This is a genomic window from Treponema bryantii NK4A124 (assembly GCF_000421345.1).
Taxonomy (GTDB): domain Bacteria; phylum Spirochaetota; class Spirochaetia; order Treponematales; family Treponemataceae; genus Treponema_D; species Treponema_D bryantii_B.
On the sequence record NZ_ATWV01000007.1, the window covers coordinates 175,744 to 188,010 of the forward strand.

Genomic DNA, 12,267 nt, shown 5'->3' on the forward strand with positions numbered 1-12,267 from the left:
AATTATTTCTCCAAAATTATTTTCTGGTTACAATAAATTCAACGCGGCGGTTTTTCCACCAGTTTTCGCGGTCTTCCCATTTTGCAATCGGATTTGAACCACCCTTTCCATCAGAAGAAAGAATGTCTGGGTCGAGTCCATTTTCACTGAGAATATTTACAATTGTCTGAGCACGTAAACGTGAAAGCGGAATAAGCTCCTGAATATTTTCGCGTTCTGTATTTGAAACGTTATTTGCATAACCTTCTACAAGTACTTCAACTTCTCCATGCTCAAGAATCTGTCGTGTAATGCTTTCAAGAGTTTCTTTGTTTTCGCGCTTCTGCTCTTCAGAAATCTTTTCAAAGGTAGCACGGTCCGGGTCAAAGTAAATTGTGTTTACAATAATCTTCCACTGCTTATCAGGAATAATTACTTCAAAAAGAATTCCGGTTTTAATTACAACAGAAGAAGAAAGCACTGCAAGGCCTGTGCGTTCGCGGTCGCCTTCAGAAAGCGTTACAGTAAAATTAACAGTGTATTCATCACGAGAGAAAACAAGCTCACCGCTTTCTGCTTTTCCATCCCATTCAACCTGAGACGGAATCTTTCCTTTCCCTTCAATACGTTTGATTTCTTTGCCCTTTTTATCACAAATAGAAACAAGCCATGACTCAGGATCATACTCAAGATATTCTGTACTAAGATCAAAGACAGCAATATCGTTAAGTCCGTCGTCATCAGGAGTAAAACTATCTTCCAGTGCTGTTTTGATTTTTGCAGCTGGCTCCGGCCATGAGGCAATCATCTTTTCATAACGTTCCTGCTTTATTCTCTTCACGTCATTTACAATTCCAAATGGATAAGTTCTGACACCCGCATATATTCTGGCAAAACCTGCAAAGCCGCCTCCAATGCTTGTATCATAAAAGGCGTTATAGTCAGCACCAATAAAAGGAATAAAAAGATCTGTAATTCCGTTCAAGGCAAACTCAAATCCTGCTCTATAAAAAAGGCAGTTAGCGCTTTTATCTCCCAGCTGCACGCTGTTAAGACGGCCGTCTTCCTTGGCACGAATCGAAGGATAATAATCAGTTGTAATAAAATTAACACCAATACCAAGACCGGGAATAACTTCGAGATGTTTTGGAAACCATTTAATACTTTTTTTCGAAATGATTTTTCTTAAACGGAATTCAATAATATTATTTTTGAAGTTCTCCATAAGGGCATATTCGCCCTTTCCCTGGTCCCACATATCGCGGGTTACTGTGATACTATTTAGCCAGCCGGAAAAGTTATAACCCACACCGGCAACAAAATTACCGCCATAACTGGTCATGGCTACCCTTCCCTGATTAAAGAAATTTACAGGAAAATTCAATCCTCCGCCTGCTTCAAGAAAAACATGGTTAGGGACGAGCATTTCTGCAGAAGGCAGAAACTTTCCGTTGTCCGGCTCAGCAAAAACTGCCCCAGACAACAGCACGCATGCAAGGCACGCAAGAGTTGTTTTCTTGTCCATTTTGAGACTCTGATAATTTAATTAATTTGATTGATAAACCGAAAAATCCGAGGCCAAAAAATCCGTAATAAATTTTTTTAGCGCATTCGAATATAAGTTATTAAAATAATAAATTCAAGACTTTTGAAAGTATTTAAAATAAGAAAGTTCGTAGAAATAAAAAAGACTGCCGGTTTCCCGACAGTCTTTCTAAAGATTCCCCGATCAAGTCGGGGAATGACACTTATGCCATGCTGCAACAAGGTGGTTTCGACAAGCTCAACCACCGTTGTTTTCCTCAGGCACCTAAGCCCATGGGTTCTCAGTAGGGTATCTAACTCCCTTAGGCTGGTTGTATCCAATCTCGCTTACGTCTACGCCGATGTACTTGAATACTTCGTAGAGTTCCTTGCCAAAGTGGCCGAATGCAACGGCACCGTGGTGTGGGAAGTTCTTTTCGATGAGTACGTGGCGGTAGAAGCGGCCCATTTCTGGGATTGCGAAAATACCGATACCACCGAATGAGCGTGTAGCAACTGGGAGAACTTCACCCTGTGCAATGTATGCGCGGAGGATATTATCAGCAGTTGACTGCAAGCGGTAGAATGTGATAGGACCTGGAACGATATCTCCTTCCAGAGTTCCGTTTGTAACTTCGATTGGAAGAGCACGAGCCATAATCAGCTGGTACTTCATCTCGCAGAATGAAAGCTTTGTAGAAGCTGTGTTTCCACAGTGGAAGCCCATGAATGTATCTTTGAGAGTGTACTGACCGTACTTACCCTTAATGTCTTCATCATAGATATCCTGTGGAACAGTGTTGTTGATGTCGAGGAGAGTTACAGTATCGTTAGAAACAACAGTACCGATGAACTCAGAAAGACATCCGTAGATATCAACTTCACAAGATACAGGAATACCCATCTTTGTGAGACGGCTGTTTACATAGCAAGGAACGAATCCGAACTGTGTCTGGAATGCAGGCCAACATTTACCAGCAATTGCAACGAACTCACGGTATCCGCGGTGAGCTTCAACCCAGTCGAGCAATGTGATTTCATACTGAGCAAGTTTTTCAAGAACTTCAGGCTTTTTGTTTCCGTTTCCGAGTTCCTTAGCCATATCAGCAGCAACTTCCTTAATACGAGCGTCGCCAGCGTGCTTGTTGAATGATTCGAACAAGTCAAGCTCAGAGTTCTCTTCAATTTCAACACCAATGTTGTAAAGCTGTTTAATAGGTGCGTTACAAGCAAGGAAGTTGAGTGGACGTGGTCCGAAAGAAATAATCTTGAGGTGATTCAAAGCATAAACTGCCTTTGCGATTGGTGCAAATTCGTGAATCATATCTGCACACTGTTCAGCAGTTCCTACTGGATATTCAGGAATATAAGCCTTGATGTTGCGGAGTTTGAGGTTGTAAGAAGCGTTGAGCATACCACAGTAAGCATCACCACGACCCTGGATAAGTCCGCCGTCCTTAGAAGTCTCTTCTGCAGCAGCACAGAACATCTTAGGACCTTCGAAGTGCTTAGCAAGCAAAGTCTCAGAAATTTCTGGACCAAAGTTACCAAGGTAAACACAAAGAGCGTTACAGCCGTTCTTCTTAATGTCTTCCAAAGCCTGGCACATGTGGATTTCTGATTCTACGATACAAATTGGACATTCGTAGATTTCATCTGCACCATACTTTTTTGTATATGCAGCAACAAGAGCCTTTCTGCGGTTTACAGCAAGAGACTCTGGGAAACAGTCGCGGCTAACAGCCACAATACCGATCTTAATTTTTGGTTTGTTGTTAATCATTTTTTTATACTCCTATAAAATTTTTTCAAATTGAAGGGGGAAGTCTCCCCCTCGCTCGCACTACGTTGCTCGCTACCCCTTCTCCTAGGGGGACGCAGCAAGCTGCTTACCCCCTAAAACCCCGGTAAATTCCCCGTGAGTTTCCGAAGGAAACTCAATAGTGAGCGATAGCGAACGTACAACGCCCCCTGCGAACTTACTTGCTCTTCGCGATATCAATATTGATTCCGCTCAAGCCAACAAAAGCGCCCTGCTTTGCTTCACTTGAATCCGGATGTGCAATGAGCCACTTGTTGCGAGCCCAGAGCAATTTATCTTCAAAGTCAATTTCTTTGATAGCAGGCTTTTCTGTATTTGTATCTTTTGGAAGAACGATAATTACGCGGAAACCTTCCTTAGAAACTTCGCCATTTTTAACAGCGTTACATGGTGCATAGTGAAGAGTTGTTTCATAAACTTCAACAACAGTTCCCTTTGGAACGTAGAAAGCTTCTACAGCGCTTGTGTTCAATTTTCCATTTTTTACAGACTGAAGAGATGCGAGAAGAAGAACGATGTCATTAGAAGGAATGTTGAGCTCAGAACCACGGTGCCACTCAAGACAGTTGAGCTTTGTGTTGTTACCGTTGCAGTAACCAACCTGAATTGGCATTCCGCCGTAAGCGTTGTCGCTGAATTCTTTTGCAATTGGAAGAGCTTCCAATCCTGCATCGCCCGGCTCATAAATTACGGCATTGTCAGGCTTTTTAGTAGTTTCGTCCAGTTTCTTGAGAAGGTCTGTTACATCATAACCTGTAAGAACCTTTCCATACTTTTCAAAACTGTGACTAAAGACAGATTTAATACGCATGCTTTTTTTATACTCCTATTAAACGTTTTACTTATTCTTCAACCGCTCCGACGGCCAAAAAAATTTCGCAGAAACGCTCATTTTCATTCTATCACTAAGTAAAAAATAATGCATTAATTATCTTTTGAAAAACAAAAAATTTATCGTCAAAAAGCAAAACGAAAACGTTGTAGTAGGCAACCGGTTGCCGCATATAGAGATTTCTACAACTATTAAGAATAATCCCCGCTATTATTCAGGCTCGCTTTATACCATAATCAAAATCATGAAAAAATTATTCGAAAGCTATAAAGATTATTTTAGAGTTGGTGCTGCTGTCAGCGGAATCCTTTTGATGAATGATGAAGAAAAGGCCGGACTTTATGATTTTATGAAAGCCCGCTATGAAAACTTCAAAAAGAACTTCAAGCCTACTCCAGAATTCCCGGAGTTCAAGTTTCCTGAGCCAAAACCTTTTCCAAAAGGCGACATGCCGGATAAGGAGCTAGCTGCAAATCAGTTTAATCTTGTAGTTGCCGAAAATGAATGTAAAATGGACTCAATTTACCGCCTGGGCCCGGATGGCAAGCCGTTTTTTGATTTTAAGGCAGCCGACCGCCTCCGCGACTTTGCAAAGAAAAACGGCCAGGATATGCGCTGGCACACCCTCGTATGGCATAATCAGTCACCGGACTGGATTTTCAAAAATGCGGACGGCAGCTAGGTTAGCCGCGAGGTGCTGGAAGAACGCCTTAAGAACTACATCTTCACCGTGGGCGAGCGCTACCGCGACGCCATCTGCTCAGTAGACGTTGTAAATGAGTGTATATCAGATAAAAACTTTGTATTGCGCGACGGGGATGACCGCTCACAATGGTTCGACATTCTTGGCCCGGATTATGTAGACAAAGCCTTTTTCTGGGCAAAAGAAGCCTTCCCAAAATCAAGCCTGGTAATCAACGACTATAATCTGGAGATGGTTCCCGGCAAGCGCGAAGGAATGTACAAGCTTCTGAAAGGCATGCTGGAACGTGGAGTTCCTGTAGATACAGTTGGACTTCAAATGCACATAAATATCGAATACCCGCCGGTTAGCGAAATCGAAAAAACAATCGAACTCTACGGCAGCCTTGGCCTCAAGGTAATCGTAACTGAAATGGAAATTTCTATGTATGCAGACCGCGAGCAGGACAAGGGCATTTTTGAAGAGCGCAAGGAATACACACCAGAACTCCTTGAAAAACAGGCCGACCGTTACGCCGAAATCTTCGAGTGTTTCAAAAAAGAAGCCCGCGCCGGCATCCTCAAAGACGTAGTTCTCTGGGGCATCACCGACCGCATGAGCTGGAAAAACGGCTTCCCGGTTCCAGGCCGCACAGACGCCCCTCTCCTCTTCGACGGAGAAGGAAAGCCTAAGCCAGCCTTTGATAAACTCTGCGGAAAATAATCTTCAGAAAATAAACTTTAAAATCTGCGCCATCCGCCATATAATAGAAACAAGAGGTAAAATTATATGGCAAACTTAAAAGACGGCCTCAGTGCCGCAACAAAAGAATTAAGCGCATTCAAAAAGTTTATTTCACGCGGAAACGTGATTGATATGGCAGTCGGCGTAATCATCGGCGGCGCCTTCGGAAAAATCGTAACAAGCCTTGTAAACGACATCATCATGCCGCTCATCGGCCTTGCTTTGGGAAAAATCGACTTCGCCTCACTCATGTTCAAAATCGGTGAAACCGAAATCAAATACGGTGTCTTCATCCAGACAGTCGTAGACTTTTTGATTGTAGCCTTCTGTATTTTCGTAGTAATCCAGATTTTCGAAAAGTTCAAAAAGAAGGAAGCTGAAAAGCCGGAAGAGCCACCTGCAATCGTAAAATCCGACGAAGCGATCCTTCTCGAAGAAATCCGCGATTTACTGAAGAATAAGTCTGCACTCTAGTGTCATTCCGAACTTGTTTCGGAATCTATTTGCTAAATACATAGCAGATTATTTTTAATCCACTTTGCAACGCCGTCGTTTTCGTTTGAAGCACAAACAGAAGCGGCGGCTTTTTTTACTTCATCAATAGCATTTTCCATAGCAATGCCTGCCCCGCAAAGCTTGAGCATTCCAATGTCATTAAAGTCGTCGCCAAAGGCGGCGATTTTTGAAGCCGGGATATTCAGATGGCGGCAAAGCTCTGTGATAGCCTTTTCTTTTGTGGCTCCTTTCTTACTGAGCTTATACCAGGGGATATCTGAAAAAGGAAGATAATCTATTTCATCAAGTCCGATTACCGAAGCAACCTTTTCCACTTTTTCCTTGTCCAGACTTTCGATACACATTTTCATGCAGGGTTCGCGGAAATCTGAAAAATCGTTGTAGGTCCAGAACTTGTCGCCCAACTCCTCGCGGGAATTTGAATAAAGGGCATGTTCGTTATCAGCAGAAATAATCACATCCTTTCCAAAAACTTCAAAGGCGGCCGCAATCAGATTTCGGATTTCTTCAACTGTAAACTCGCAGTTGTAGATTTTCTGCTCCATGTAATAAACCATGCCGCCACCGTTTGTAATGAGAATATCCGGCTCTATGCCCTCCAGAAATTTTCCCGCATTTACTTTTGCACGTGATGTACAAATACCAAAAAGCAGCCCCTTTGCCTGAGCACGTTTTATTGTTTCTTTTGTAAAATCTGAAATTGATTTGTCGTTGCGGAAGAGGGTTCCGTCTAGGTCTGAAAGAATGATTGAAATGTTTTCCATATTTAATTATGGAGGAGTTTTTAAGAATTTACAAGAGTAAAGTTAAATATGTTATCTATACTTTTCTTCAAACTCCGATGTATCACCAAAGAAAATCATTGCAAGTGCAATTACATTAAAACCTATGCTAGCAAAAATCTGGGGCTTGTATTGATTCAGGCGGAGTCCAACTTTTGTGGAAAGGATTTCGCCGCGCAGGTGGTTATTGTTCTGGGCATCAGCTATTTCTTTTGGCCAGATAAGGTCGGAATAAATATTGAAAACAAGTCCGCAATCAACTCTGAATTTATCTAATCCTTCAAAAGCTCCAAGATAAGATGATACATATGGCATGAGTTCTACATTTTTTCTGAATCTGAAAATATCATATGCGAGTGTAAAATTTCCAAATGTTGTAAGATGAATATCTTCTTCTTCCGGCTCATTAAGTACGCACCAGAAATTACATGGAGAAAATGCAAACGAAAAACCTGAATCACTTTCTAAACGAAAATCCAGAACCTGAATATCAGCTTCAAATTCAGATCCAATTGTACCGTCATATCCAACATTACCACCAGCAAAAGCAGTTCCAAAATCCCAGAAAAAATCAAGGGCAAAAGCATTAATGGATAAAGAGAAGAGGATTAGTGATAAAAAGAGTTTTCGAAAATTCATAATCTTCAAAAATTATACCAGATTGTATTTGTTTTATATAGATTGCTTCGCAACGCTCGCAATGACACAATGACGAAACATACAATTGACAGATGCCACCTTTTCCACCTTTTCTTTATCCAGACTTTCGATACACATCTTCATACAGGTTTCACGGAAGTCAGAAAAATCATTGAAGGTCCAGAATTTGTCGTCGCGGAAGAGGGTTCCGTCGAGATCTGAAAGAATGATTGATATGTTTTCCATATTTAATTATGGAGAAGATTCTGAAAAAAAAACAAGACACTCAGCGTCAATTACACTATTCCTGATTCCGAAAAAAACGGTCATTTAAATCGAATAAAAAAATTTTTTACTAACCTTAAGGAGGGTTAAAATGAAAAAATTAATTACTATTTTGGGTGCAGGTCTTCTTGCATTTGGTATGTTCACATCATGTGGAGCTAAAGATGTAAATCTCTCTTGGAGTGATGAAAAAACTAATTACAGTTACACTTGTGATGTAACAGCTGGATCTATTTCTGTAATTGATGAGCCAACATCATATACAGAGCAGGAAAATAAAAAGGCTGCAGCACTGCTTTATACAACTTCTGTTGGTGCAACTTTCAAATATGCTACTGTTTCATGGTCTGAAGGTTATCAGGGACAGAATGCACAGAAGTATGAAGGTAATAAAGACTTATACACAATTGAGCTTGTTTATGATTTGGAGTATACATCAGAAGAAAAAGCTACTGGTAATATTGAAAAACAGATTTGGAGAAACTTTACTGAAACTTTATACGTTTATAAAGTTGGTGACAAATATTTCCTCAACCCTGGTGCAGATAACCAGGCAGAAGTTACAATCGATGGTGACATTGATGATGATGAATTTACATTCTCTGCAGAAGTTTTCAATACTAGATTTGTAGACAGCTGGAAGGCTGATGGTTCAACAGAATACTACAAAGGTGATTCTTCAGCTGTGCAGAAAGCTGTAAAGATTGGTAGAAATGTTCGTAATCCTGTTACAAATTCACCTGAATATGTTCCTGCCTTCTCTTATTCTGGTATTACAGTTGTACGCAAGTAATTACTGTTAGTTTGTAATTAAAACGCGAGATAGCAATATCTCGCGTTTTTTTATAATCTGGGAGATTACCTTGAAAAATAAAAGTTTTATTACACTTACAGTTTTTATATTATTATCAGTAATTTTTATATTAATTTCCTGTAAAAGCGATAGTGATCAAATGCAATTAGATCCTAGTATGTTTGCAGATTCTGAAGACTCATCAGATTCTTCAGATGAATCAGATGAAAAGATAAAACAAGCTTCAAGTAAGTACATGAGTGTAGAATCTATATCTGAAGGAATTAAAGTTCATCTTGATTATAATAAAAATAGATATCCTTATTTTAAATTATTTATATCCAAAGAAAATTCAAGTAAAGATATTTATTTTATTCAAAATACATTTATAGATAATAATGACATAATCTTCAGTTCAGTAGTTCCAGATAATGAATATTCTGTGTGTCTATATCTTTATACTACGATAGAAGACTTAAAAAGTAATAAACCCTTAAAGTATGATAAAATCCATTCCATCACAGCCGTCGGCGGAAGCGGTGAATATACATTTAACATTTCTTCAACAAACCAGAAAGCAAACTATGACACCACAATAAAAACACTTACTTTTAACACAATCACATCCAGCAATCAATCATATGAATCAAGACAGACTTTTGATTTATATGTTTATACTCTCACTCCAATGGCTCCGGTAAATGGCCAGACAGACCTGACAGAACTAACCATCCTCGAAAAGTTTCCAAATCTAGAAGTCCTTACAACAACAGACAATACTTATGATGTTTCTCAAGTTTTACAGCAGTATTGTGTAGATAATAATTTACAAAGCCTCCAGTTTGGCCTAGTAGAAAAACTACAGTTCCGCAAAGCCGGAGAAACCGACTACTTATATGAGGTCATCTACTATGATACAGTTTTTAGTCGTCATGACCCATATACATACACAAGAAATTAATAAGTAACAAAAATAAAATTCCAACGATTTAAAAATCCAAAGGGCTGTCCACCGGGCAGCCCTTCTTTATTGTATAAATATAACTAAATAATCAGTCGCTAAACTCTATGCCTTTACAAAAACTTTTTCCTGCAGCTCCAGAACCTTCTTTAGTGATAGTCCTTGTGCATCTGCAATTTCTTCTGGAGAAAGTTTTTTCATTTTTAAAAGATTTATCGCTGCTTCCTCAGCCTTCTGCTGGCTGCCTTGCTGAATCCCCTGCTGTAAGGCGGCGGCAGCTCGTTCATCGCCGTATTCTTCAACTATTTTACTAACCACCTTTACCCCCTCTGAATCTTGCTTGTGATAGCGCACTTTCTCGGCAAGTTCATCATAATACATTTCGTCGGCATTCGGGGTTGAAAAATCGTGCATAAGTTTTCCGAGTGGATTATCACCCCTGTAATCACCATTAACATACATTATATTACATCCATCTTCATATTTCAAATATTTACCGTCTGAATCCTGCACATCAAGATGTTTTATCACACGATACATTGCTTCGCCTTTATCAAATATATCATGCTCAAGAATAAAAATGATATAAAGATTCGGCAATGTTTCTGTATCCTCTTGTTTCTGCAGTGTGTGACTATCAATCATTGCCTGATGATATCTGATTCTTCGTCCACCGGCTCCTTTTTCAGCCCGTTGTATTTCTGTTCAAAAGCAGTTCCGTAGTTTTAATGTTACCGCTGAAAACAACCGTCATAAGTTCATCGTCAATAAGCCTTAGCGATTTTACTTTTTTAAGCACTTCAGGTTTAATGTTATCAAAAACAGTAGTCATTTCTTTTCCCATATTAATCACCTCTTGAAATATGTTTTGAGCATAGTACCGCCGGCAGCAATACGAATTCTCTACAAATAATATGTACTTAAGTTTGTCATTTCTGACACTTTTCTTCTAAAAAAGTTAGAAAAATCTTCAATAAACTTCCTTAATTGATCAAAGTGAGTCTACTTTATATGTAGAAGGCTATGCTGCCAGGCGCAGTTTTTTTATAGGAGGCAAGGAGGATACTTTGGCAGAAAAAGACAAAGTTCAGCGGACGCTGGAGTCTTACAATGATGTATTTGCAGATATCATGAATGTACTGCTGTTTAATGGTGCAGAGACTGTGAAGGAAAATGAGCTGACAGATGCACAGCCGTTTTCTTATTACAAAATGGATGGCAAGAAGATTAATTCTCAGGAACGGGATGTTTCCAAATTCTGGAACAATGGGCAGATCAGGCTTAGTCTGATTGGACTTGAAAATCAGATGAAGACAGATAAGTATATGCCGCTTCGTGTCATAGGCTACGACGGGGCAGCGTATCGTGCTCAGTTGCTTGATAAGTCAGTAAAACGGTGTTATCCTATAATTACTCTAGTGCTTTACTTCGGCACAAAGAGGCATTGGAAACGTAACCGTACGCTGAAAGAAGTTATCACTATTCCATCTGGGCTGGATCCATACATTAGTGACTACAAGATAAATGTATTCGAACTGGCCTGGCTGCCAGACGAACAGATTAGCAAGTTCAAGAGCGATTTCAGGGAAGTGGTTCAGTTTCTGAAATGTCAGAGGACTGACAAAGTATTTACGGGAAGCAAAAAGAAATTGAAGCATGCAATGGAAATCCTTGACTTGCTTCGGGTAATGTCAGAAAATGATAAAGACTTTGTAAGTTCAATTGAAAACTTTAATGAGCAGAGTATAGAAGGAGGTATCGGTATGTGTAATGTAATTCAGTATTGGGTTAATGAAGGCCGTCAGAGCAAGGCTGAAGAGACTGCAACCAATATGCTCAAAAAGGAATATCCGTATCCGTCAAATCTAACCTCGTAAACAAAAGCAACATATAGCATTACACTTCATAAAGAGGTGTAAAAAAATGCAACAATCAAGAACAAAAGAAGAGAAACAGGAATTAGTAGAACTTTACAAACAGAGCGGCATGTCGGTAAGAGCTTTCGCGGAAGAGTTCAACTTGAACCTTGCAACATTCAGAAACTGGCTGTATAAGAAGCAGCCGGAAACAAAGCCAGCGGACGATAATTTGAATTTCGTTGAAGTAAAAGCAACTCAGGAAATAAAATTCAACGGACGTCAGGAAATCCGAATCCAGAAAAACGGGATTGAAATAAGTATCCCGGTAAACGCCGGACTACCGGTGCTTGAAAAAATCCTCGGAGCGGTAAGCGCAATATGAAAGTAAACTTCGAGGAAGCCAGAATCTATGTACGCCCGGGCTCTACGGATCTGCGTAAAGGAGTTTCCGGACTGTGCTCAATCATCGTAAACGAAATGAATCTCGATGCTCTTTGCGGCTCAGCATTTCTATTCTGCAATAAAACTCACAAGCTTATGAAAGTAATCTTCTGGGACAAGAGCGGATTCTGGCTTGCTCAGAAGAAGCTTGAGAAATCAACCTGGCCCTGGCCTAATACAGAAGAGGCTGCCAGGGAAATAAAATCAGAACAGCTTGAAATGCTGCTTGCCGGAATAGATTTCTGGCGGGCTCATGAAGAGCTCCACTTCAACAGTCCATTTTAAGTGTTAAGAATTCTTTTGTATGGTTTTTGATTTTTTCATAAAGTGATAAAATCAAGAATATGAAAGACGGAAAACCGGAAACATTAGCAGAAGCTCTCAGACTGATTGAAGAACAGAACCGTC

At 40.0% G+C, this 12,267-nt stretch carries 14 protein-coding genes and 1 pseudogene; 7 read left to right on the forward strand and 8 right to left on the reverse strand.

Annotation, left to right across the window (positions count from 1 at the left end):
• Positions 1 to 16: 16 nt before the first annotated feature.
• The 3 genes from G626_RS0108970 to G626_RS0108980 all read right to left on the reverse strand — a co-directional run bounded on the left by G626_RS0108970 (position 17) and on the right by G626_RS0108980 (position 4,136).
• On the reverse strand, positions 17 to 1,504 hold the full coding sequence (locus G626_RS0108970; protein WP_022932452.1) for an OmpA family protein: 1,488 nt from the start codon (positions 1,502 to 1,504) through the stop codon (positions 17 to 19).
• A gap of 285 nt (positions 1,505 to 1,789) precedes the next feature.
• Positions 1,790 to 3,286 (reverse strand): L-fucose/L-arabinose isomerase family protein, encoded by a 1,497-nt coding sequence (locus tag G626_RS0108975; protein ID WP_022932453.1) that lies wholly within the window; start codon positions 3,284 to 3,286, stop codon positions 1,790 to 1,792.
• A 196-nt stretch (positions 3,287 to 3,482) separates the two neighbouring features.
• Entirely contained in the window at positions 3,483 to 4,136 is a 654-nt protein-coding gene (locus tag G626_RS0108980) for a DUF4867 family protein (RefSeq protein WP_022932454.1), read from the reverse strand.
• Positions 4,137 to 4,605: 469 nt separating this feature from the next.
• On the opposite strand from G626_RS0108980, the pseudogene G626_RS17030 reads away from it, so the two are divergent.
• Positions 4,606 to 5,562: pseudogene (locus tag G626_RS17030) on the forward strand (endo-1,4-beta-xylanase).
• A 66-nt stretch (positions 5,563 to 5,628) separates the two neighbouring features.
• Positions 5,629 to 6,057 (forward strand): large-conductance mechanosensitive channel protein MscL, encoded by a 429-nt coding sequence (gene mscL / locus G626_RS0108990; RefSeq protein WP_022932455.1) that lies wholly within the window; start codon positions 5,629 to 5,631, stop codon positions 6,055 to 6,057.
• Between the two features lie 32 nt (positions 6,058 to 6,089).
• Here the strand turns inward: mscL and G626_RS0108995 are convergent, their stop codons facing one another.
• From G626_RS0108995 to G626_RS18110, 3 genes are read right to left on the reverse strand one after another with little or no spacing between them, the layout of a single operon-like run.
• Positions 6,090 to 6,863 (reverse strand): Cof-type HAD-IIB family hydrolase, encoded by a 774-nt coding sequence (locus G626_RS0108995; protein ID WP_022932456.1) that lies wholly within the window; start codon positions 6,861 to 6,863, stop codon positions 6,090 to 6,092.
• A 51-nt stretch (positions 6,864 to 6,914) separates the two neighbouring features.
• On the reverse strand, positions 6,915 to 7,520 hold the full coding sequence (locus G626_RS0109000; protein WP_022932457.1) for a hypothetical protein: 606 nt from the start codon (positions 7,518 to 7,520) through the stop codon (positions 6,915 to 6,917).
• A gap of 33 nt (positions 7,521 to 7,553) precedes the next feature.
• On the reverse strand, positions 7,554 to 7,766 hold the full coding sequence (locus G626_RS18110) for a hypothetical protein (protein ID WP_022932458.1): 213 nt from the start codon (positions 7,764 to 7,766) through the stop codon (positions 7,554 to 7,556).
• Between the two features lie 130 nt (positions 7,767 to 7,896).
• Here G626_RS18110 and G626_RS0109010 point away from each other — a divergent pair, with 130 nt between their 5' ends.
• The gene (locus G626_RS0109010; RefSeq protein ID WP_022932459.1) at positions 7,897 to 8,598 is read left to right on the forward strand and encodes a hypothetical protein; all 702 of its coding nucleotides are present in this window, start codon (positions 7,897 to 7,899) and stop codon (positions 8,596 to 8,598) included.
• Positions 8,599 to 8,758: 160 nt separating this feature from the next.
• Complete coding sequence (locus tag G626_RS0109015) at positions 8,759 to 9,559, forward strand: hypothetical protein (RefSeq protein WP_156003274.1); 801 nt, start codon at positions 8,759 to 8,761, stop codon at positions 9,557 to 9,559.
• A gap of 105 nt (positions 9,560 to 9,664) precedes the next feature.
• Here the strand turns inward: G626_RS0109015 and G626_RS0109020 are convergent, their stop codons facing one another.
• Together G626_RS0109020 and G626_RS18275 are read right to left on the reverse strand one after the other, a co-directional pair.
• Positions 9,665 to 10,204, reverse strand: a complete 540-nt coding sequence (locus tag G626_RS0109020; protein ID WP_027727077.1) for a hypothetical protein — start codon at positions 10,202 to 10,204, stop codon at positions 9,665 to 9,667.
• Between the two features lie 40 nt (positions 10,205 to 10,244).
• Positions 10,245 to 10,403, reverse strand: coding sequence for a hypothetical protein (locus G626_RS18275; RefSeq protein WP_231365111.1), 159 nt, complete (start codon positions 10,401 to 10,403; stop codon positions 10,245 to 10,247).
• A 286-nt stretch (positions 10,404 to 10,689) separates the two neighbouring features.
• Here G626_RS18275 and G626_RS16005 point away from each other — a divergent pair, with 286 nt between their 5' ends.
• From G626_RS16005 to tnpB, 3 genes are read left to right on the forward strand one after another with little or no spacing between them, the layout of a single operon-like run.
• A complete protein-coding gene (locus G626_RS16005; protein ID WP_196800474.1) occupies positions 10,690 to 11,436 on the forward strand; it encodes an Rpn family recombination-promoting nuclease/putative transposase in 747 nt (248 codons plus the stop codon).
• 46 nt (positions 11,437 to 11,482) lie between these two features.
• Positions 11,483 to 11,800: an IS66 family insertion sequence element accessory protein TnpA gene (gene tnpA, locus G626_RS16010; RefSeq protein ID WP_022932462.1), complete on the forward strand. Its 318-nt coding sequence runs from the start codon at positions 11,483 to 11,485 to the stop codon at positions 11,798 to 11,800.
• Positions 11,797 to 12,144, forward strand: a complete 348-nt coding sequence (tnpB, locus tag G626_RS0109040; protein WP_022932463.1) for an IS66 family insertion sequence element accessory protein TnpB — start codon at positions 11,797 to 11,799, stop codon at positions 12,142 to 12,144. Before tnpA ends, tnpB begins: the two co-directional genes overlap by 4 nt.
• Positions 12,145 to 12,267: the final 123 nt, after the last annotated feature.

What these genes read in the sequence shown, in the direction of transcription:
- G626_RS0108970 (WP_022932452.1), bottom strand. Translation starts at nt 1,504, where the DNA reads ATGGACAAGAAAACAACTCTTGCGTGCCTTGCATGCGTGCTGTTGTCT.
- G626_RS0108975 (WP_022932453.1), bottom strand. Translation starts at nt 3,286, where the DNA reads ATGATTAACAACAAACCAAAAATTAAGATCGGTATTGTGGCTGTTAGC.
- G626_RS0108980 (WP_022932454.1), bottom strand. Translation starts at nt 4,136, where the DNA reads ATGCGTATTAAATCTGTCTTTAGTCACAGTTTTGAAAAGTATGGAAAG.
- mscL (WP_022932455.1), top strand. Translation starts at nt 5,629, where the DNA reads ATGGCAAACTTAAAAGACGGCCTCAGTGCCGCAACAAAAGAATTAAGC.
- G626_RS0108995 (WP_022932456.1), bottom strand. Translation starts at nt 6,863, where the DNA reads ATGGAAAACATTTCAATCATTCTTTCAGACCTAGACGGAACCCTCTTC.
- G626_RS0109000 (WP_022932457.1), bottom strand. Translation starts at nt 7,520, where the DNA reads ATGAATTTTCGAAAACTCTTTTTATCACTAATCCTCTTCTCTTTATCC.
- G626_RS18110 (WP_022932458.1), bottom strand. Translation starts at nt 7,766, where the DNA reads ATGGAAAACATATCAATCATTCTTTCAGATCTCGACGGAACCCTCTTC.
- G626_RS0109010 (WP_022932459.1), top strand. Translation starts at nt 7,897, where the DNA reads ATGAAAAAATTAATTACTATTTTGGGTGCAGGTCTTCTTGCATTTGGT.
- G626_RS0109015 (WP_156003274.1), top strand. Translation starts at nt 8,759, where the DNA reads ATGCAATTAGATCCTAGTATGTTTGCAGATTCTGAAGACTCATCAGAT.
- G626_RS0109020 (WP_027727077.1), bottom strand. Translation starts at nt 10,204, where the DNA reads ATGATTGATAGTCACACACTGCAGAAACAAGAGGATACAGAAACATTG.
- G626_RS18275 (WP_231365111.1), bottom strand. Translation starts at nt 10,403, where the DNA reads ATGGGAAAAGAAATGACTACTGTTTTTGATAACATTAAACCTGAAGTG.
- G626_RS16005 (WP_196800474.1), top strand. Translation starts at nt 10,690, where the DNA reads ATGAATGTACTGCTGTTTAATGGTGCAGAGACTGTGAAGGAAAATGAG.
- tnpA (WP_022932462.1), top strand. Translation starts at nt 11,483, where the DNA reads ATGCAACAATCAAGAACAAAAGAAGAGAAACAGGAATTAGTAGAACTT.
- tnpB (WP_022932463.1), top strand. Translation starts at nt 11,797, where the DNA reads ATGAAAGTAAACTTCGAGGAAGCCAGAATCTATGTACGCCCGGGCTCT.